The 20,485-nt window shown below is 62.9% G+C and carries 19 protein-coding genes, 1 tRNA gene and 1 pseudogene; 15 read left to right on the plus strand and 6 right to left on the minus strand.

All coding sequences use genetic code 11. From position 1 onward, the window contains the following. Positions 1-20 precede the first annotated feature (20 nt). The gene (locus tag EN804_RS04520) at positions 21-1,079 is read right to left on the minus strand and encodes a polysaccharide deacetylase family protein (protein WP_127279126.1); all 1,059 of its coding nucleotides are present in this window, start codon (positions 1,077-1,079) and stop codon (positions 21-23) included. An 89-nt stretch (positions 1,080-1,168) separates the two neighbouring features. Here EN804_RS04520 and EN804_RS04525 point away from each other — a divergent pair, with 89 nt between their 5' ends. After that, a complete protein-coding gene (locus EN804_RS04525; RefSeq protein WP_135918726.1) occupies positions 1,169-2,398 on the plus strand; it encodes a GNAT family N-acetyltransferase in 1,230 nt (409 codons plus the stop codon). Between the two features lie 3 nt (positions 2,399-2,401). On the opposite strand, the gene EN804_RS04530 is transcribed toward EN804_RS04525, so the two are convergent. Continuing rightward, complete coding sequence (locus tag EN804_RS04530; RefSeq protein ID WP_127869609.1) at positions 2,402-3,115, minus strand: GntR family transcriptional regulator; 714 nt, start codon at positions 3,113-3,115, stop codon at positions 2,402-2,404. Between the two features lie 264 nt (positions 3,116-3,379). Between EN804_RS04530 and EN804_RS04535 the strand changes: the two genes are divergently transcribed. The 6 genes from EN804_RS04535 (at position 3,380) to EN804_RS04560 (ending at position 9,220) form a co-directional block, all read left to right on the plus strand. Further along, positions 3,380-4,465, plus strand: a complete 1,086-nt coding sequence (locus EN804_RS04535) for an ABC transporter ATP-binding protein (protein WP_135918727.1) — start codon at positions 3,380-3,382, stop codon at positions 4,463-4,465. A 56-nt stretch (positions 4,466-4,521) separates the two neighbouring features. Continuing rightward, positions 4,522-5,811 carry a PotD/PotF family extracellular solute-binding protein gene (locus EN804_RS04540; protein WP_127279658.1) on the plus strand — a complete coding sequence of 430 codons (1,290 nt, stop codon included), beginning with the start codon at positions 4,522-4,524 and terminating at the stop codon, positions 5,809-5,811. A gap of 86 nt (positions 5,812-5,897) precedes the next feature. Continuing rightward, positions 5,898-6,809 (plus strand): ABC transporter permease, encoded by a 912-nt coding sequence (locus EN804_RS04545; RefSeq protein WP_135918728.1) that lies wholly within the window; start codon positions 5,898-5,900, stop codon positions 6,807-6,809. A 1-nt stretch (position 6,810) separates the two neighbouring features. Then, the gene (locus tag EN804_RS04550; protein ID WP_135880065.1) at positions 6,811-7,629 is read left to right on the plus strand and encodes an ABC transporter permease; all 819 of its coding nucleotides are present in this window, start codon (positions 6,811-6,813) and stop codon (positions 7,627-7,629) included. Positions 7,630-7,631: 2 nt separating this feature from the next. Next, positions 7,632-8,378, plus strand: a complete 747-nt coding sequence (locus EN804_RS04555; RefSeq protein ID WP_189524446.1) for an aspartate/glutamate racemase family protein — start codon at positions 7,632-7,634, stop codon at positions 8,376-8,378. 5 nt (positions 8,379-8,383) lie between these two features. After that, on the plus strand, positions 8,384-9,220 hold the full coding sequence (locus tag EN804_RS04560) for a GNAT family N-acetyltransferase (RefSeq protein WP_135864065.1): 837 nt from the start codon (positions 8,384-8,386) through the stop codon (positions 9,218-9,220). Between the two features lie 29 nt (positions 9,221-9,249). Here the strand turns inward: EN804_RS04560 and EN804_RS04565 are convergent, their stop codons facing one another. After that, positions 9,250-11,553, minus strand: a complete 2,304-nt coding sequence (locus EN804_RS04565) for a Wzz/FepE/Etk N-terminal domain-containing protein (protein WP_127869614.1) — start codon at positions 11,551-11,553, stop codon at positions 9,250-9,252. A gap of 255 nt (positions 11,554-11,808) precedes the next feature. Here EN804_RS04565 and EN804_RS04570 point away from each other — a divergent pair, with 255 nt between their 5' ends. From EN804_RS04570 to EN804_RS04590, 5 genes are all read left to right on the plus strand, one after another. After that, on the plus strand, positions 11,809-12,372 hold the full coding sequence (locus tag EN804_RS04570; protein WP_127279587.1) for a polysaccharide biosynthesis/export family protein: 564 nt from the start codon (positions 11,809-11,811) through the stop codon (positions 12,370-12,372). Positions 12,373-12,383: 11 nt separating this feature from the next. Continuing rightward, the gene (locus EN804_RS04575; RefSeq protein WP_135915437.1) at positions 12,384-13,514 is read left to right on the plus strand and encodes a glycosyltransferase; all 1,131 of its coding nucleotides are present in this window, start codon (positions 12,384-12,386) and stop codon (positions 13,512-13,514) included. Between the two features lie 88 nt (positions 13,515-13,602). Next, positions 13,603-15,138 carry an undecaprenyl-phosphate glucose phosphotransferase gene (locus EN804_RS04580; protein ID WP_127869616.1) on the plus strand — a complete coding sequence of 512 codons (1,536 nt, stop codon included), beginning with the start codon at positions 13,603-13,605 and terminating at the stop codon, positions 15,136-15,138. After that, positions 15,135-16,403, plus strand: coding sequence for an O-antigen ligase family protein (locus EN804_RS04585; protein ID WP_135918730.1), 1,269 nt, complete (start codon positions 15,135-15,137; stop codon positions 16,401-16,403). Before EN804_RS04580 ends, EN804_RS04585 begins: the two co-directional genes overlap by 4 nt. A gap of 56 nt (positions 16,404-16,459) precedes the next feature. Continuing rightward, positions 16,460-16,536: transfer RNA gene (locus tag EN804_RS04590), tRNA-Pro, on the plus strand. Between the two features lie 87 nt (positions 16,537-16,623). Here EN804_RS04590 and EN804_RS04595 read toward each other — a convergent pair. Then, a complete protein-coding gene (locus EN804_RS04595; protein ID WP_135918731.1) occupies positions 16,624-17,085 on the minus strand; it encodes a YbaK/EbsC family protein in 462 nt (153 codons plus the stop codon). A 178-nt stretch (positions 17,086-17,263) separates the two neighbouring features. Then, a complete protein-coding gene (locus EN804_RS04600) occupies positions 17,264-17,545 on the minus strand; it encodes a helix-turn-helix transcriptional regulator (RefSeq protein ID WP_127281021.1) in 282 nt (93 codons plus the stop codon). Positions 17,546-17,823: 278 nt separating this feature from the next. Between EN804_RS04600 and EN804_RS04605 the strand changes: the two are divergent. From EN804_RS04605 to EN804_RS04615, 3 genes and pseudogenes are all read left to right on the plus strand, one after another. Then, positions 17,824-18,437: pseudogene (locus EN804_RS04605) on the plus strand (hypothetical protein). A 226-nt stretch (positions 18,438-18,663) separates the two neighbouring features. After that, positions 18,664-18,834, plus strand: coding sequence for a hypothetical protein (locus tag EN804_RS37120; RefSeq protein WP_189524436.1), 171 nt, complete (start codon positions 18,664-18,666; stop codon positions 18,832-18,834). A 270-nt stretch (positions 18,835-19,104) separates the two neighbouring features. After that, positions 19,105-20,082 carry an ATP-grasp fold amidoligase family protein gene (locus tag EN804_RS04615; RefSeq protein WP_135864055.1) on the plus strand — a complete coding sequence of 326 codons (978 nt, stop codon included), beginning with the start codon at positions 19,105-19,107 and terminating at the stop codon, positions 20,080-20,082. Between the two features lie 73 nt (positions 20,083-20,155). Here EN804_RS04615 and EN804_RS04620 read toward each other — a convergent pair whose 3' ends face one another. Next, positions 20,156-20,458, minus strand: a complete 303-nt coding sequence (locus EN804_RS04620) for a hypothetical protein (protein ID WP_135918733.1) — start codon at positions 20,456-20,458, stop codon at positions 20,156-20,158. Between the last annotated feature and the right edge of the window lie 27 nt (positions 20,459-20,485).

The raw sequence follows: 20,485 nt of genomic DNA on the forward strand, positions 1-20,485 counted from the left end.
AGCCCGGACCGGGCAGTCCGTCAGATCGTGACGAGCATCTTGCCGGCGTTGGCGAGCGGCGTCGTCACGCCCGACAGCATCGTGCGGATATGGTGCAGGCTCTGGTAGCGGCCATTGACCGAAATGCGCGGCAAGGCATGCAGGAAACCGGCATGTTCGGCGCGCAGCACGCCGTGGCGGGTGGTCACGGCGGAAGCATAGCCGGCGTCGCGCGCGAAGCCCACTTCGCGGCAACCGACGGCGCTGGCGTAGCCGTAGGGATAGGCGAAATGGCGGGGTTCCTCGCCAAGCTCAGTTCGCAGCATGTCGTTGACGGCGCCGATCTCGCGCCGCGCATCGGCCTCGGAAAGCCGCTTCAGATTGCTGTGGTTGACCGTATGGGCGCCCATCGTCACCAGCGGATGTGCGGCGACGGTACGGATCTCATCCCAGTTCATCAGCGTGCGCAGGCGTGGGGCGTCCGCGTCGACCCCATTGGAAGCGGCCAGATCGCGCAGCACGCTCCGCAGGTCCTCCTCGCCGACCTCGGTGGTAAAATAGGCATGCAGGCGGGCGATGGCCTGATGTTTCCTGACGGGGGTCGCGCAATCGATCACGGTCGGGCCGTTCGGTGTGGTCAGGGTCAGGCGATCGCAGGCATTGACGATGTCCTCGACCACATCCCACCAAAGGTGGGCGGTGCCATCGATCAGCCCTGGAGCGACATAGATGGTGAGCGGCGCGCCATGCTTCTCCAGCACCGGCAAGGCCTCGGTCATGTTGTCGCGATAGGCATCGTCGGCGGTGATGGTGGCGAACCGGCCGCCCTTGCCGCCTGCCTTGATGCGCTCCACGGCTTCGTCCATCGAGACGAAGGCATAGCCGTCCGCTCTCATGTCGGCGATCACGGCATCGAGGAAACTGGGCGCGATGTTGAGGTGCCGGTTGACGCTGTCGGGCTTTTCGGGTGTCGCCGTCACGCGGTGCAGCATCAGGATGGCGCCGATGCCGCCGACAAACGGCCTGGCCAGCGGTGCGAGGCCGGTATAGCGGGCGACGTTGAGCGCCAGTTTCCGGATTGCCTCCCCACCGTCGATCATTCATTCACCTTTTGCGCCTAGGCTATCCAAGCACGGAATACGCCCGAGCGCCCCCCAAATCGGGATCAGTACGCCTTAAGGATTGAGGTATGGTTGACGCAACCGCGTCATTTGATGGCAAGCGGCTCGCGACGATCCAGGCTTCGTCACGCGCACTGCCCGGGCATACCGCGGGGCTGTCGGTTTCAGTTGCCGCCGCCGAAGGACTCGCGGCGTATGCGGCGTTCTGTCGTTCGGCACTCCATGCGCCGGCGCAAAGTGCGGCATGGGTCTTGACCTGGGCCGCCGAGGTCAAGCCCGATCTGCTCATCGCCACGCTCGAACTGGAGGGCAGGCCGGCTTTCGCAGTGGCGCTGGAGGTGGTCAAGCGCGGCCCGTTGCGGGTCGCCCAGTTCATGGGCGGCCGCCACGCCAATGGCAATTTCGCCGCCGCCGAACCGCAATGGCTGGCGAGCGGCGACATCACAGCCATCCGCTCAATGCTCGCGGCGATCGCCGGGTCCCGGCCCGATATTGATCTCATCGCGCTGGAAAGATTGCTGCCCGATCTCGACGGCATTGCCAATCCGCTGGCATCGCTCGATCATTTCGCCAGCCCCAATCTTTCGTTGGCCGTCGACCTCAGCGGTGGATTCGATGCGCTGCTGCTGCGTGCCAGCGGCAAGCGCAAACGCAAGAAGCATCGTTCGCAGACGCGCAAGTTCGAGGCCGTCGGCAGCCACCGGCGCATCGAGGCGCGCAGCGCCGACGAGGTGGAGAGGCTGCTCGACGCGTTCTTCGAGATGAAGGAACAGCGCTTCCGCAAGATGGGCATTGCCAACGTCTTCGGTGACGACCGGACACGCGCCTTCTTCCGGGGGCTGTTTACGCAAGCGCTTGCCGAGGACAAGCCTTGCTTCGTGCTGCATGGGCTGGAGGTCGCCGGCAAGTTGCGCGCCGTCACCGGATCGAGCCGCTCGGGCCGGCGCCTGATCTGCGAGTTCGGGGCGATCGCCGAGGATGAACTCGCCAACACCAGCCCGGGCGACTTCCTGTTCTTCGACAACATCCAGAACGCCTGCCAGACCGGGTTCGCGGTCTATGATTTCTCCGTCGGAGACGAGCCCTACAAGCGGCTGTGGTGCGATATCGAAACGCAGCATTTCGAGGTCCTGGTTCCGCTGACGCTCAAGGGCCGTGCGCTGGGACAGGCACTTCGCCAGGGCGCGCGGCTGAAGGCCTTTGTCAAGAACAGCCCGACGATCTGGAAGCTAGCCAAGATGCTGCGCCGCAAGGCAGCCGGACAGACGCCCCCCCTTCCCACCGAAGACGAACACTAGACCTCAGAAATTGAGAGCCTCGCGGAGCGCTGGGCCTGCCCTGACGCGGAGATCGAGATCAGCCTCGATGTGGTCGATGTGGTGCAGCATCAAGCGGCTCACCAGCCCGGAGTCGCGGCTTTCCAGCGCACCGACAATACCCGTGTGCTCCGTGTGGCCGCAGGCCGATACGCCAGACCGTCCGTAAAGCGCAATGACAAGCGACGAGCGCGCAACCAGTTCCTCCATGAAGCGCTGCAGGATGGCATTGCCGGCGACCGAGGCGAGCAACAGATGGAAATCGCCGGACGCCTTGATTTCGGAACGCCGCGCCGTCGGACCGCGCTCGGCGATGAAGCGGCCCTCCTCGTCGAGTTGCGCCCTGAAGGCGACAATATCGGCTGATGTGACCCGCTCGCAGGCGGCAGTGGCAATGCCCGGCTCGATCAGCCGGCGCGAGGCGAACACCTGGCGCGCTTCCTCGGGCGATGGATTGGCAACGAAGGCGCCTCGATTGCGCTCGGTTCGCACCAGCCCTTCGAAAGACAGCATCTGCAGCGCCGCGCGAGCGACGGTGCGCGACACGTCGAACAGCGTGCCGACCTCGCCTTCCGACAGCTTGGTGCCCGGCGCCAGCCTCCGGTCGACTATGGCGTCGCGCAGACTGTCGCGAATCGCCTGGGCGCGATCCTGGTTGGCGCTGTCTGCGGCGGAATAGACCTGATCGGTGATGTTCATGGCGATGATGGTTCCCGCCCTCTTCTAACGCGAGTCCTCGCTCGTGCACGAGAGGGAAAGTGAACACGAAGTCGAAAAAGATTGCATACGATTTTTGTGCAGATCGCGCGCGATAGCTCATAATTTGTGCAATGCACAAAGTAGCCTCTAAGGTAGGCAACCGGCAAGAAGCCTGATTTCTTTAAACGATTCAAACGCTTGGCCCCACATCCCCAGATTGGCACGCATGATGCTTTGGTTAATGCACCAAACGGGGAAGCCTGAATGTCCAAAGCCGCCGAGATCGACATCGTGTCCGTTTCGAAAGTCTATGGAACGACGACCGCCGTCGAGGACATCAGCCTGAAGATACCGGCGGGCACCTATTGCTGCCTGCTCGGCCCTTCCGGCTGCGGCAAGACCTCGACGCTGCGGATGATCGCCGGTCACGAAAGCATCTCGTCAGGCGACGTACGGCTCGGCAACATTGTTGTCACCGACCTGCCGCCGGCAAAACGCGGCACGGCAATGATGTTCCAATCCTATGCACTGTTCCCGCATCTGGATCTCGTCGACAATGTCGCTTTCAGCCTGAAGATGAAGGGCGTCGACAAGGAACAGCGCCGTGCCAAGGCGCTCGACATGCTGAAGCTGATGCAGATGGAGGCCTATGCGACGCGCCGGCCCGCGCAGCTTTCCGGCGGCCAGCAGCAGCGCGTGGCGCTCGCCCGGGCTTTGATCACCGATCCGGAAGCGCTGCTGCTCGACGAGCCGCTGTCGGCGCTCGACCCGTTCCTGAAGATCCGCATGCGCGCCGAGCTAAAGAAACTGCAGACCTCGCTCGGCATCACCTTCGTCCACGTCACCCACAGCCAGGTGGAGGCCATGGCCTTGGCGGACCTGATCGTGGTGATGAATGAGGGCCGTATCGAACAGGCGGCGCCTCCGCGCGACGTCTTCGAACGGCCGGCCACGGCCTTCGTCGCGCGCTTCATGGGCGACCACAATGTCATCTCCGGCCGGGTCACCGGCGAGCATGACGGCATGGTCGTCTTCGACGTCAATGGCGGCGGCTCGCTCGCCGCCTGCGGTCACGGCCGAGAGCCGGGCGCGCCGATCGATATCGCCATCCGCACCGATCATGTGCGCATCGGCGACGCGCCTGCGCCCGGCCTCGGCTTCACCGGCATCGTTTCCAACGTCGAATATCGCGGCCATTCGGTAAAGTTGTCGGTCAACGGCGCCGGCATCGATGACTTCACGGTGATCGTCGACGATTCGGATTTCTTCGCAAAGCCTGTCGCCGTCGGCGACGCCGTGCCGCTCGCCTGGGACCGGCAGGACGCGGTCGTTCTTGGCCGTCTCAATTGATGACCGCCTTCATTCAACACTCAATGACCAAACCAAAACAAGACAGGGGAATGAACATGACAAAGACGACTGAAACAAAAACGGGAATTTCGCGCCGCTCGCTGCTGAAGACGGGGGCTGCCGCCGTCGGCTTCGCCGCCGGTTCCGGCGTCATCACAGGCTTTCCGACCATCTGGGCGCAGTCCAACATCACGCTACGCCAGTTCGGTACCGGCGTGTCGAACCTCAATGCCATCGCCGACAAGTGCAAGGCCGATCTCGGCATCACGCTGGAGATGACGGCGACCGATTCCGATGCCGCCGCCCAGCGCGCCGTGACCCAACCCGACAGCTACGACATCGCCGACATCGAATACTGGATCTGCAAGAAGGTGTTCCCGAGCGGCGTGCTGCAGCCGATGGATGTCAGCAAGCTGAAATATTACGACGAACTGGTGCCGCTGTTCAAAACCGGCAAGCTGACGCCCGACAGCGTCATTGCCCAAGGCACGGCGCCGCACACGGTCGGCTTCGTCGAGGCGCAAGACAGCAAGACCTTCGCCAAGGCACCGACCAACTGGTTCACCATGGTGCCGACCATCTACAACGCCGACACGCTGGGCATCCGCCCCGACCTCGTTGGCCGCGACATCACCACCTGGGCCGACATCATGGACCCGGCCTTCAAGGGCAAGACCGCGATCCTCAACATCCCGTCCATCGGCATCATGGACGCTGCGATGATCATGGAAGCTACCGGCAACATCAAATATGCCGACAAGGGTAACATGACCAAGGACGAGATCGACAAGACGATCGACTTCCTAATCAAGGCCAAGCAAGCCGGCCAGTTCCGCGCCTTCTGGAAATCCTTCGACGAGAGCGTCAATCTGATGGCGTCGGGCGAGGTGGTGATCCAATCGATGTGGTCGCCGGCGGTGGCCGCCGTGCGCTCCAAGGGCATTCCCTGCCGCTTCCAGCCGCTCAAGGAAGGCTACCGCTCATGGGGCGGCGGCCTTGGCCTCGCCGCCCATCTCAAGGGCGCCGAGCTCGACGCCGCCTATGAATACATCAACTGGTACACTTCCGGCTGGGTCGGCGGCTATCTCAACCGCCAGGGCTACTACTCGGCCAACATGGTCTCGGCCAAGAAGTTCATGTCGGAGGACGAGTGGGGCTACTGGATCGAAGGCAAGCCGGCCAAGGGCGAGATCAAGGCGCCCGACGGCACCGTCATGGAAAAGGCCGGCGCCGTGCGTGACGGCGGCTCCTTCGAAGAGCGCATGGGCAAGGTCGCCTGCTGGAACTCGGTCATGGACGAGGATCGCTACATGGTGAAGCGCTGGAACGAGTTCATCGCGGCGTAAAGGGAACAAGCGCCCTCCTCTACCCCTTCTCCCTGGCGGGAGAAGGGGTACACGGCCCAGCCGTATCGCCAAACCCGAGAGCATTGATGACAGTCGCGCTCGAACGCCCCGCAATCGCCGCCGCGAAACCAGCCCGACGACGCCGGTTCTCCATCGGCGCCGTCGCGCCCTATCTGCAGTCGGCACCTCTGGCACTGATCCTCGGCGCGTTCTTGCTGCTGCCCATCATCATGATCGTCGTCGTGTCCTTCTGGGACTATGACTTCGCCGCTATGTACCCGGACTTTCTCACCACCAACTATTCCGACGTTCTCGGCTCCTGGGTCACCTGGAAAACCTACCTCAACACCGTCAAATTCGCATTCATCGTCTGGGGGCTGACCCTGTTCATCGGCTTCTGGGTCGCTTATTTCCTCGCCTTCCACATTCGAACGACCGCCATGCAGATGGTGCTGTTCCTGGTCTGCACGGTGCCGTTCCTGACCTCGAACATCATTCGCATGATCTCGTGGATACCAGTGCTCGGCCGCAACGGGCTGATCAACTCGACGCTCGTGCATCTCGGGCTGGTGCCGAAGCCCATCGAATGGCTGCTCTATTCGGAATTCGCGGTCGTGCTGGCCATGGTCCACCTCTACACGCTGTTCATGGTGACGCCGATCTTCAACACGCTGATGCGCATCGACCGTTCGCTGGTCGAGGCCGCGCGCGATGCCGGGGCTTCGGGCGGGCAGGTGCTGTGGAACGTCATCATCCCGCTGGCCAAACCCGGCATGGCGATCGGCACCATCTTCGTCGTCACCCTGGTAATGGCCGATTTCTCGACCGTGCAGGTGATGTCGGGCGGCCAGAGCGCATCCGTCGCGCTGATGATGAAGAACCAGATGTCGCTGCTGCAATATCCGGCCGCCGCCGCCAACGCCGTGGTGCTGCTAGTGCTGGTGCTGCTGATGGTCGCCGGCATCCTGCGCATCGTCGACATCCGCAGGAAACTGTGACGTGAACCACGAAAAACGCACTCTTGAATTCTACGCGCTGGCGGTGTTCTTCGCGCTGTTCGTGCTGTTCCTCTATGGCCCGCTGTCGGCGATCCTGATCCTCTCCTTCCAGGGCGAGACCGGCGGCCTCACCTTCCCGCTCAACGGCGTGTCGCTGCATTGGTTCGCCAATCTGTTCGAACGCCAGGCGGTCGGCGATTTCGGCGGCAGCTTCAAGCGCTCGCTGGTTCTCGGCCTTATGGTGATGGTCGTCACTGTCGTCGTCTCGCTGCTGGCCGGGCTGGCCTTCCGCCAGAAATTTCGCGGCGCCACCGCTTTGTTCTACCTGGCGGTCGCCAGCCTTGTGGTACCCTCCATCATCATTTCGCTGGGCATCGGCGTTGTCTTTCAGCAGGTCGGCTTCCGACCAGCCTGGTATACGTCAGCCTTCGGCGCGCATTTGACCTGGACCTTGCCGTTCGGCGTGCTCATCATGTTCGCCGTCTTCAACCGCTTCTCGCCTGCCTATGAGGAAGCCGCACGCGACCTTGGCGCCTCGTCCTGGCAGACCTTCGCCCATGTCGTGCTGCCGATGATCGCGCCAAGCCTGATCGGCGTAGGCCTGTTCGGCTTCACGCTGTCCTACGATGAGTTCGCCCGCACACTGATGACCTCGGGAACCTTCAACACACTGCCGCTCGAGATCTACGGCATGACCACCAATGTCACCACGCCGGTTCTCTACGCGCTGGGCACGGTGACCACCGTGTTTTCCTTCCTGGTGATCATGGCGACGCTAGGCGCCATCCTCTATGTCGGCCGCCGCCGGACCAGGGCGTGATCGTGCGGATACTGGTGGTAAATCCCAACACGACGGCGAGCATGACCGAGACGATCGCGGCGGCCGCGCGCAGTGTCGCCGGAGCCTGGACCGAAATCGTCGCCGTCACGTCGTCCATGGGGCCGGCCTCGATCGAAGGTTATTATGACGAGGCACTGGCGGTGCCCGGCCTGCTAATGGAAATCGCCGCCGGCGAACGTGCCGGGGCGCAGGCCGCGATCATTGCCTGCTTCGACGACACCGGGCTTGATGCCGCCAGGGCCATGGCCGCCATTCCCGTCATCGGCATTTGCGAGGCAGCCCTCAGCATGGCCTGCTTCATTGCCCAGCGTTTCACTGTCGTAACCACCACCGAACGCTCGCGTGTGCCTGTCGAGGGGTTGGTGCAACGCTATGGCATGTCGGGTCGGGCGCGCGTGCGAGCCGCCGATATTCCGGTGCTGGCACTCGATGACCCGGCATCGGGAGCGGTTGGCAAGCTGCGCGATGAGATCGCCCGGGCCGTGGAGGAGGATCGCGCCGAGGCCATCGTGCTTGGCTGCGCCGGCATGGCGGATCTTGCCCACAGGTTGCAGAGCGAGTTCGGTCTGCCTGTCGTTGACGGCGTCGGAGCCGCTTTGAAGCAAGCCGAGGCCCTGGTGGCTCTTGGCCTCGCGACATCGAAGCGCGGTGCTTATGCGACCCCGCTCGCCAAACCCTATCGTGGTATGCTGAAATCGTTCTCTCCAGGAGCAGTCGCTGCCGAGTAAGCACCATGAAACCGATCACCCGCCCGCTGTCGCTGGGAGAATTGGCTGACCTCATCGACTGGGCGGCCGCGGAGGGCTGGAACCCTGGCGTTGACGATGCGGCGATGTTTCAGGCAGCGGATCCCATGGGTTTCATCGGCGCCTTTGCCGGCGGCGAAATGGTCGCCGGGATCTCGGCCGTGGCCTATGGGCACGATTTTGGTTTCGTCGGTCTCTACATCTGCCGGCCGGATATGCGCGGCAAGGGTTACGGCAAGGCGGCATGGACCGCGGGCATGAACAGGCTGGCCGGGCGCACCATCGGGCTCGATGGCGTCGAAGAGCAACGAGCCAACTACGAGAGCAAAGGGTTCAGGCCGCTCTACGAGACCATCCGTTACAGCGGGCGCCCTGCGGCCCTGACCATCGGCGCCAAACGGCCTCGCATGGTGACCGCGCAATTGGTGCCCGACATCATGAGATATGACGCGCTCTGCTTTCCCGCCTCCCGCCATTCTTTCCTGCAGCGATGGCTGCTGCCGCCGCACCGCGCGGTGGCAGCGATCGGGCCACGGGGAACGGCCGGCTACGCGGTAGCGCGATCCTGCCGCAGCGGCTTCAAGATCGGCCCGCTCTTCGCCGACGACATGCAGACCGCACTGGGATTGCTCGAAGACCTGGCAGGCGCCTGCGAAGGAGGCGACCTTCACATCGACGTTCCGGCCAGCAAGGTGGACTTCATCGCGGCGCTGGTGGCGGCAGGCTTCTCACCGACCTTCACCACCACGCGCATGTACAAAGGCCCGCCGCCGAGGCTTGACGCCAACAGGATATTCGGCGTGACGACGCTGGAACTGGGATAGGCCAGGCGTGCCTTTGAGCGGCGGCTCTTTCAGGCTGCTGAACGCCGCCCTGGCACCGGATTGCCTGGCGGCTCGTGGCCGAGCGGCGTCACCAGCGTCAGGTCGGGATAGCCGCTCTCGATCAGCTTGACCGCGGCCTGCGTCACCTCGTCGTCGGCCTCCAGCATCGACAGGAACACCTCGGTGGCCTCCCCGCCCAGACGGCTGATGCCTTGCGCATCGGCCGGCCCGCACTCGACCACCACCAGATCATAGGCTGTCGTCAGCGACTGCATGATGATCGGCAGCCGGTCGGCGGCACGCATGGCACGCACCGGATCGGCGGTGCCCACCGGGATGACATGGCAGTCGGAATAGAGGTCGGCATGGATCACGTCGCTGAACTGCGCCTGCGACGCCAGCAGATTGGTGATGCCGGGGAAAAGCCCGCTGTCCAGCATCGGCCGCGAGGCAGCCCCCGAGGCCGTGAGGTCGAGCAGCAGGACGCGCAGGCCGGCATCGGAAACCTCGCGCGCCACCAGGATCGCCGACGCCGCCGCTTCGTCGCCCTCGGGGGAAACGAATATGGCGCGCGCCGCCCCGCTGGCGATCAGCTTCTCGGCGGCCTTCTCGACGTCGATCTCGCCGAGCACGGAGCGCGGTCGCCGAACCTCCACGACGGGTTCAGGCTCGGCCATAGGTTCAGGTTTGGCCACGGGTTCAGGTTTCGCCAAGGATTCAGGCTCGGCGGCAGGCTCCGCTTTGGCGACAGGCTCGACCTCGGCGGCAGGTTGCGGCTGCGCCGGTGTTTGCGCGACCGTTTCGGGCCGTGATGCCTCGGAGGCGCGATTGGCGAATTCGTCGGCGATCGCCGGCTCCAGGCGGTTGGATGGCTCCTGATAAGCGGCTGGCGACATTGCCACCTCGTCGATCGGTTCAAGCCGCGCGCCGCTTGCCGGGCGCATGGCGCGGCCCGAGAAAAGTTCCCGCAGCAGCGTGAACACCGCCGCCAGCAGAAGGGAAGCCGCCGCGGCAGCGCCGACGATCGGCCCGACCTTGGGGAAGTACGGTTCGGAGGGGACCGAGGCCGGCGAGGCGATGCGAGCGTCGACCGGAACATAGTTGCGATCCTGACGCGACGCCGCCTCGCGATAATTGGTCAGGTAAAGTTCGAGTTGCTGGCGCTTGGCGGCGGCATCGCGCTGCAGCGCGTCGAGACCGACCTGCTGTTCGCCGGCCTGTGCCGAAGCAGCCTTGAGCGTGTTGACGTCGGCGACGAGTTGGTTTTCGCGCGACTTGGCGGCATCGGCCTGCATCGCCAGGCCCTTCATGATCTTCTGGGCTTCGCTGCGGATCTGCGCATCGAGATCGGCCAGCTGTGATTTGGCCGCGCGAATACGTGGATGATTGTCGAGCAGCGTCGTCGACAGATCGGCGATGTTGGCGCGCAGTTCGACCTGCCGTTCCCGCAAACGCTGGATCAGATCGGAAGACAGCACTTCCGGCAGTGAATCCAGCGATCCGCCATTTTGCAGTGCCTTGCGCACGCTCTCGGCCGTGCCTTCGGCCGCGGCGCGGTTGGCTCGCACCCGCGACAACTCGGTCGACAACTCGGCCAATTGCTGGGTGGCCAAGGTGGAATTGTTACCGCCCATCAGGAGGTCCGACTGGGCGCGGTAAGCCGCGACCTTGGCTTCGGCATCCCTGACCTGCTTGGACAGGTCGGCGATCTCGGGTGCCAGGAAGTCCGCGGCGGCGGTGTTCGATTCGCTCTTGGCCGCGCCCTGCCCCGCAATATAAGCCGCGGCAATGGCATCCGGGATGGCGGCGGCAAGCTTCGGATCCTCCGAAGAGAACTCGATGGCAATGATGCGAGTCTTTTCAACGCCGTAGACGTTGAGCTTCTCGCGCATTTTCTTCAGCACGCGTTCGTCGGCCGGAACATCCATCGGGTCGTTCTTCAGGCCAAGCAGGATCAGCACACGGCTCAGGGACGACATGTTGATCGTCTCGTCGAACTCAGACAATCGCGACAGGCCGAGTTTCTGGGCGACCTGCTTGAGGATTTCGTTGGACGAAATTATCTGGACCTGGGTGGCAACGCCTTGCTCATCGAGGATCGGCTTGTCGCTGTCCGGGTTGCTGCTGGCGGGCCGCGTGTAGACGGATTCTCGCGGGGCGATCTCCACCTGGGTCTGGGCCTTGTAGTGCCGGGTCGCGAACGACGCGGCCGCGAAGGCAAGTCCCGTCACCACGAGAACGAAGACCAGAATCCGCAGCCAGTTCCGCCCCAGGCTGGCGAAGAGCTGCCTGAGATCAACGTCGACGTCTGCGGCCGCGGACTGAACGGACATGCATCCCTACTCCGAAACTGGGTCGGGACGCACCGTAAACAACTATGGTAACTCAGCCGTTAAGATCACGGTAAGCTTCCATTAGGGTTTACTGGCGGGCGATCGAAAAAATCGATAAAATCGCAAAACCTGCCCGTAAGAACGGCTATCGGCGCACTCCTTTACCGGCCATTAACCCTAACAGGATGATAACGGACCCGATCCCAGATGTTTGCTGCGACGCCGCAGCGGCCAGTCGAAGGTACCTGTCCGGTCATGAAAAGCACTGCTTCCCTCTTTCGCGCACTGCTTGCCGTGTCGATGCTCGCGGGCTGCTCCAGCTATCGGCCGACGCCGGCCGCCTTTCACGAGGTCCTCGACCAGCCGTATCGTCTCGGCGCCGGCGACCGTGTTCGCGTCACCGTGTTCGAGCAGGAGGGCCTGACCAATAGCTATAGCGTCGACCAGTCCGGCTACATCTCCTTCCCACTCGTCGGCGCCATTCCGGCACGTGGCCACACCGCGCAGCAGATGGAAAAGGAGATCGCCGACAAACTGCGGCAGGGCTATCTGCGCGACCCCGATGTCTCGGTCGAGATCGATCGTTACCGTCCGATCTTCGTCATGGGCGAAGTGGGCGCCGCCGGCCAGTATTCCTATGTGCCCGGCCTGACTGTGCAGAAGGCCATCGCCATCGCCGGCGGCTTCACGCCACGCGCCAACCAGGAGAGCGTCGACATCACCCGCGACATCAACGGCAAGGTGATAACCGGCCGCGTGGTCACTTCCGATCCGCTGCTGCCGGGAGATACCGTCTACGTCCGCGAACGCCTGTTCTGAACAGACACCTCGTGGCGGGCAAGCTCAGGATCGTCCACTGCTTTCGCTCACCCGTCGGAGGAATTTTCCGGCACGTGCGCGACCTGACGGAAGCGCAGGTCGCCGCCGGCCACATGGTCGGCATCGTTTGCGACTCCACCACCGGCGGCGAACTCGAGGAACGCCTGTTCGAGCAGATGAAGGGCACGCTGGCGCTCGGCATCCATCGCACGCCAATGCAGCGCCATGTCGGCCCGGGCGACGTGACCTCGGCGCGGCGCACCTACAGGATCATCAAGGAATTGCGGCCGGACGTGCTGCACGGGCACGGCGCCAAGGGTGGCGTCTATGCCCGTCTGTTCGGCTCATTGTTGCGGGTATCAAGGTCTCGCGTAGCCCGCCTCTATTCGCCGCATGGCGGCTCTCTCCACTATGACGAGAACACAGCCACCGGAAAGCTGTTCTTCGCGCTCGAGTATCTCATGGCGCGCTTCACCGACAGCCTGCTGTTCGTCTCCGACTACGAGCGGCGGACCTATCGCAGGAAGGTAGGCGAGCCGCCGATCCCGAACACGCTGGTCTACAATGGACTTCGCGCCACCGAATTCGAGACGGTGACCGCCGGGTCCGATGCGGCTGATTTGCTCTATATCGGCATGATGCGGGACCTCAAGGGCCCAGATATCTTCATCGATGCGCTGGCCGCCGTCGCTTCCCGGCTTGGCCGAGCACCGAGTGCCGTGATGGTCGGCGATGGCGACGACCTGCCCCGCTACCACGAGCAGGTGAAGCGCCTGGGGCTTGAAGGCAATGTCCGCTTCCTGCCGCCTATGCCAGCCCGGGAGGCCTTTGTCCTGGCGGCGCTCGTCGTCGTTCCCTCGCGTGCCGAGGCCATGCCCTATACCGTGCTGGAGGCACTTGCCGCGGCAAGACCAATGATTGCGACCTCGGTCGGCGGCATACCGGAGATTTTCGGTTCAGGCTCCCCCGCCCTGATCCGGCCGGATCCGGCCGAACTCGCCGATAAGATGAGCCAGGCACTGGGCGACCTCGCCGCCTATCGCAAATTGATGCCCGATGAATCCACGCTCAGGGCGCGCTTCGGCGCCGACGTCATGGCCGCCGAAATCGAGAAGGCGTATTTCGCCGCGCTGGCAAACTAGTCCCAAGCTCTTCCAAAGCCATGGGTTGTTTCAAGGGTTTCTTAGCTCTCTTTTGCTAATCACCCTGGGGAAGCTTGCGGACTGTTCCATGAACGAGATCGACCCCGCGCACCGCTTTTCATCAGAAGCGGTCCGTAAATTCGACGGCCCTGCCGAAGGCGACAAGCCCGGCGGCATGAACGACGTTGCCCGACAGGTCGCGTCGCAATACCGGCGCGATACAATGTCGCCGATCATGGTCAGCGGCGTGCTGCGCATGGTCGAATTCGCGGTGCTGCTGGTCTCGGGGCTTTGCGTCTATTTCTACTATGTCGGATTCTTCAATTACCTGGCCTGGCAATATCCGCTGACGATCGCCGCCGCGTCGTTCCTCGCCGTGGTGCTGCTCGATGTCACGGATTGCTACCAGGTCGTATCCCTGATGCGGCCGATCGCCAATTTCGGGCGCATCCTGCTGGTCTGGGCCGGGACCTTCGCCCTGATGGCGTTGACGGCATTCGTCATGAAGATGTCGCAAGACTATTCGCGCCTGCTGTTCGGCACCTGGTTCGTCGTTGCCTTTGTCTGCCTCTTCGGCCTCAGGCTGGTGATGTCGAAGCTGATCCGGCGCTGGGCGCGCGATGGCAGCATGGAACGGCGCGCCGTCATCGTCGGTGGCGGCAAGGCGGCGGAAGTGCTCATCCGCTCGGTGGAAAAGCAGCCTTACAATGACATCCGCATCTGCGGCATCTTCGATGACCGCAACGACAAGCGTTCGCCAGCCCTCGTCGCCGGCTATCCCAAGCTCGGCACCATTTCGGAACTGATCGAATTCGCCCGCATCGCCCGCATCGACATGCTGATCGTGTCGTTGCCGCTGACCGCCGAATCGCGCGTGCTGCAATTGCTGAAGAAACTGTGGGTGCTGCCGGTCGACATCCGACTGTCGGCGCATTCCAATGCGTTGCAATTTCGTCCGCGCGCCTATTCCTACATCGGCTCGGTGCCGATGCTCGATATCTTCGACAAGCCGATCAACGACTGGGATTCGGTCGCCAAGCGCGCCTTCGACATCATCTTCAGCCTCATCGGCATCGTCGCGTTCTCACCTGTGATGCTTGCCACCGCAATCGCCATCAAGCTCGACAGCAAGGGGCCGGTGCTGTTCAAGCAGAAGCGGCACGGCTTCAACAACGAGGTGATCGAAGTCTACAAATTCCGCTCTATGTACACCGACAGGTCGGACCCGACCGCCAAGCAGACGGTGACCAAGAACGATCCGCGCGTCACCCGTGTCGGCCGCTTCATCCGCAAGACGTCGATCGACGAGCTGCCGCAATTCTTCAACTCGCTGCTCGGCTCGCTCTCGCTCATCGGTCCGCGCCCGCACGCCATTGCCGCGCAGTCACACAATTTGCTCTACAACGAAGTGGTCGATGGCTATTTCGCGCGCCACAAGGTCAAGCCAGGGGTCACCGGCTGGGCCCAGATCAATGGCTGGCGCGGCGAGATGGACACCAATGAAAAGATCCGCATGCGGACGGAGTATGACCTCTATTACATCGAGAACTGGTCGCTGCTGTTCGATCTGCGGATCCTGTTCCTGACGCCGATCCGGCTGCTCAATACGGAAAACGCCTATTGAGCGCGATCAGCCATGATCTGCCGCGCGCGGCGATCAACGCCAAGCTGATCACGCTGATTTCATCGAGCGCGGTCGTGCTCGGCATTCTTCTGTCGGGCTTCGTCATCAGCGAGCCGGCGCCTTACGAAATTTACATGGCCGCGCTTATCGCCATCTGGGCCCTGTTCGGCCTGCGGATTTCGCGCGCGGCCATGCCGCTGCTGGTGCCGCTGGTGACCATGAACATCGGCGGCATGATCTCCATGACGCAGATGGCGGACCTCGCCTATACGCCGCTCTATCTCGCCGTGTCGCTGTTTCTCGCCTTCAGCGCGGTGTTCTTCGCATCGGTCACCGCAACGCAGCCGAACCTCTACCGGCTGATCTTCAATGCCTATGTCGTCTCGGCCGTGGCCACGTCGCTGCTTGGCATAGCAGGCTATTTCCACGCCTTCCCCGGCGCGGAAATGTTCACCAAATACGACCGCGCCGCCGGTGCCTTCCAGGACCCGAACGTGTTCGGGCCGTTCCTGGTGCTGCCCGGCATCTACCTGCTCTATCTGCTGTTGACCGGACCGGTCACGCGCATGCCGCTGCTGGCCGTGCCGCTGCTGATCATCAGCGCCGGTATTTTCTTCTCGTTCTCGCGCGGCGCCTGGGGCATGTTCGCGGTCTCGGCCATCCTGCTCACCGGCTGCCTGTTCCTGCAGAGCGCCAGCGGCATGTTCCGGCTGCGCGTGGTGATCATGACCATCGCCGCCCTGTCGCTGCTTGCCGTCGCCATCATCGTCATATTGCAATTGCCTGGGGTGGCGGAGATGTTTTCCAGCCGCGCCCACCTCGAACAGAGGTACGACACCGCCCGCCTCGGCCGCTTCGCGCGCTACTCGATCGGTTTCCAGATGGCCATGGAGCACCCGTTCGGCATCGGGCCGCTGGTCTTCGGCACGATCTACGGCGAGGACACACACGACATCTGGCTGAAAATGCTGATGGATTATGGCTGGCTCGGCTTCGTCTCGTTCCTGACGCTGGTCGTCTGGACGATATCGGCCGGATTCCGCATCCTACTGCGCGACCGGCCGTGGCAGCCCTACCTGCTGTGCGCCTACGTCGCCTTTATCGGCAATATCGGGCTCGGCACCTTCATCGACATCGACCACTGGCGCCACATGTACCTGCTGCTCGGCTTGATCTGGGGCGCCATCGCCCTGGAATACCGCCACCAGCGGCTGTTGAGGCCGGTCTTGCCGGCCTCATTCAAACCAGCGATCGCGGCAAGATAATTATCGCGGAAATCGGTTGACCCGAGCCGGGTTATCACGATACATCGCGACCGGTCCGGAGTGTAGCGCAGCCCGGTAGCGCACTTGACTGGGGGTCAAGGGGTCGTCGGTTCGAATCCGGCCACTCCGACCATTACGAAGCAGGACTTGCCCCCAAAAGTCCGCCCTGCCGCATCACCTAATTCTCGAATTGCCCGTTTTGCCCAGATAGGATCCGGCGCTAACCTTGGCACACATCCACCCATTGCGCGCCAGTAAGCTCAACCATGCGCTGCGGTGCAACGCGCACCGCAGCGTTGGTGGCGCCGGCGGCGGGTACCACCTCGGCGAATTCGCGCAGCGAGACGTCGCAATAGACCGGCAGTGGCGCCGGCAGGCCGAACGGGCAGACACCGCCCACCGGATGGCTCGTGGCAGCGACAACCTCTTGCGCGTCCAGCATGCGCGGTTTGCCGCCGAACTGGTCCTTGAACTTGCGGTTGTCCAGCCTGGCGATGCCGCTGGTCACGACCAGCATGGTGCGCTCGCCGACGCGAAGGCAGATCGTCTTGGCGATCTGCGCCGGCAACACGCCATGCGCCTCCGCCGCCAGCGTCACCGTCGCCGAACTTGCTTGCGTGACAATGACCTCGATGTCAGGCGCGTGAGCAGCAAAGAAGGCACCAACGGAATCCAGGCTCATATCGAAAAACTCACGGTTCCCGCTGCATGGCAGATGCGATCGGCGCGGATTTGGATGTCGCACCTATAAACACGTGCGATTTGCAGATCGGCAAGCCCGGCCTGCCGGAGAATGCCGGCATCGACAAGAAACCCGCCAAGTGGGCTTGGCGGGTTTCTTGGGCATGCCTGCCGCCGACCTATGCCTGGGGCCGGCCTTGTGCGGCCAGTGTCGGTGCGGAAGCAATGGGAGCGTCCTGGGGCAGACGAAGCGCGGACGCAATACGACGCAGCTTCGCCGGGTCGGCCGTTCGGCCGCTCTCGATGTCCTCGATCTCGTCGACTGAGAGGCCGCAGGTCAGGGAAAGCGCTTCGAGGCTGTATCCGCGCGTTTCCCGCATTGCCCTGAGGGTATTGTAATCGGGCCCGATCTCGTTGGCTAATGGTTCGGAGAGGGCGTGGCTTTTTGCATTGTTGGGCATTGGCAACTCCGTTGGCTGAAAGCGTTTGATCAAAATGGGATGTTGCCTGAGACGAGCAGGAAGATGCCCTCTCGCCGGCGATTTGCCAAGCGCCAAACCGACCGTCACGGGATCGTGAAGCGGATGTCCATGCGGCTGCCTCGTCCTGTCCCGATCAAGTTGTTTTGAACGCGTGAGCGGCTTTTGCCCGGCAGTTTCGCTCCATCCGGTCGTTATCTCGATGTCGCCGGCGTGAAACCATCCCGTTCCAGCCAGCCTTTCCCAAAAGGATACCCCTAATGAACCTCAAGACATCCCTCTTCGTGCTCGGCACGATTTCCATGCTTTCCGGCGTCGGTGTGGCCAGCGCGCAGGCGGCGGACGCATTGCGCGTGCGCGGCACGGTGGTCAGTTTCGAGCCGTCGCTGCTGACCGTGAAAACCCGTCAAGGCGATACTTCCGCGATCAAGCTGAAAGACGGCTGGAAGCTGTCAGGCGTTGCCAAAGCGTCTGTAAACGACATCAAGCAGGGCGATTTCCTCGGCATCGCCTCTGTCTCCAAGGCCGACGGCGGCAGCGGCGCGCTGGAAGTGGTGGTCTTTCCGGCTGCCTTGAAAGGCACTGGCGAGGGGGACCGCCCCTGGGACCTTGAGCCGAACAGCCGCATGACCAACGGCACCGTCGCCGACGTCACCGACATAAACGGGCGGGCGGTGACGTTGACCTATGACAATGGTCAGACGAAGAAGATCTCGATACCCGACGGTACGCCCGTCGTCACGTTCGCGCCGGCCGCGGCGGCCGATCTCAAGCCAAGCGCGACGGTTTTCGTACCGCTCAGCGCGAGGCTGACGGCACGCTGAGTGCCAGCCGCGTCGTTGTGGGAAACAAAGGTGTGGTCCGGCCTATGTAGGCCAAAACGGACGACACGGCTTTCGGCCTGCGCCCTCGCAACGGTGCAGGCCCTCCGGCTTGCCCGGCAACAGTCCAGAAACAAAATTCTACAGTCGGGAAATACTGACGAAAAAATTCAGGAGCGTAATTCCATTCGCGGCGATCGGGATATCGGCCCGATTGATACCTGCCTGCGAAAGAAGGAAACGATCCAATGAAGAAGTCCCTCCTCTCGGCCCTCGGGCTTGCAGCTGCAATCGCTTTCGCGGTGCCGGTGGTCGGCGCGACGAGAGCGGACGCGGCCCCGATGGCAAAGCATCATCATCATCATCACCATCACCATCACCATCACCATCACCATCATCGCCACCACCATCGCTATCACCACCATCACCACCACCATCATCACCACATGAAGAAGATGACAAAGAAGACCTACTAAGCATACCAGACTGCCAGACAAGACCGGTCTTGGCTTCCTGTTCGAGGCCGGTCTTCTCCGGTCATGCAATGCCTGGCCCGGACGACCCGGGCTAATCCGACTGCCGGATGGCGGCGACGGTCCAGCTGTAGCGACAACAAGCAAGTGCCTTTGACGCGACGCCAAACCGCGATACGGCAAGGGGTACTTCCAACCGGCACGCTGCGCCGGATAAGGCTTCGCCAACAAGGCCAGGGTATCCCCGATGACGGCCAAGGCCGATCTTTCCCGGACAGACCGCATTGTCCTGTCGGTCGCGCGATTGTGGCTGACGCTGCGCCATCCTGTCCTTGTCGTACGATTTGTCATGAAACTGGGCTATCTGCCCAATCCGGCCGCGCCCGTGCGCTATAACGAGCTTTTGCTCTGGCGAAAGATCCTCGATCGCAACCCGCTATTCGTGACGCTGACCGACAAGCTCGCGGCCAAGGCTCATATCCGGGAAACCTGCCGCGATGTCGCCGTGCCAAAGACGCTCTGGTCCGGGCGCGACCCTGCCGACCTTCCACCTGACCTGCTGACCGGAGACGTCGTGGTCAAGGCAAACCATGGCTGCGCCATGAACATTTTTGTCTCCAACGGCGAACCCGATCGCGCCGCCATCGTGCGCAAGGCCAGCCGCTGGCTCAAAAAACGCTACGGCCGGCGCAATGGCGAATGGGCCTATTGGCCTGTCGTACCGGCCGTTTTCGTGGAGGAGCCGCTGGCACTCAGCGGCGGGACAATCGCCACCGACATCAAGGTCCATCTCTGCAGCGGGGTGATATCCCATGTCTGGGTGGAGGATAAGCACGCCAAGCGCTCGCTGCTGTTCGACCGCGACGCCAATCCGTTGCCCGGCCGCGATCCAGACTATCCCGGGGAGGACCAGGCCTTGCCTGTCAATGCGCGGCTCGTCGCCTATGTCCGCCAGGCGATCTCGATCGCGCCCGGCATAGCCGGCGACCTCGATTATATCCGTATCGATTTTCTGGTCACCGACGATCGTCTCTATGCCGGCGAGGTCACCGTCTACTCGGCCGCCGGATATGGCACATGGACAAACCCGGCGATCGCCGGGGAAATCGAACGGCTGTGGCGGCTCGATCAATCCGCATTCTTGCGTCGGAAGCACAAACGGGCCGTACGCCTCTATGCCGACGCGCTTCGTGCCAGATGCCGGAGCGGCACTACAAATCGCTGATATGAATGAGAATGGCGGCCGGCCTGGAAAGGCGAGCCGCCATTTCTCCGGATTCCTTGTCCTGGGGTGGCAGTCAGCGCCGGCTAAACAGCAGGCTGGCGACGAGACCGAGCACGACAAGGCCGACCGCAGCGGCGGCCGCCGGATGGTCGCGTGCCGATTTCTCGATCACCCTGCCCTGTCTGCGGATTGCCGGCATGGCATCTCGCAGGCGCTCCGCAAGATCCGAATATGTATCAAGAGCAGCATCACGGCTGTCTTCATAATAAGCGCCACCCCGCTTTGACACTGCCTTGCGCAACGCCGCGAGTTCCCTCGAGAGAGCCGCGACCTGCTTTTCGAGGTCGATGTCCGAAAGGGTCGAAAATGAAGCCATCATGCGTTTCCTTGTCTTGCAGAAGGA

Source organism: Mesorhizobium sp. M8A.F.Ca.ET.161.01.1.1 (assembly GCF_004792105.1).
GTDB lineage: Bacteria > Pseudomonadota > Alphaproteobacteria > Rhizobiales > Rhizobiaceae > Mesorhizobium.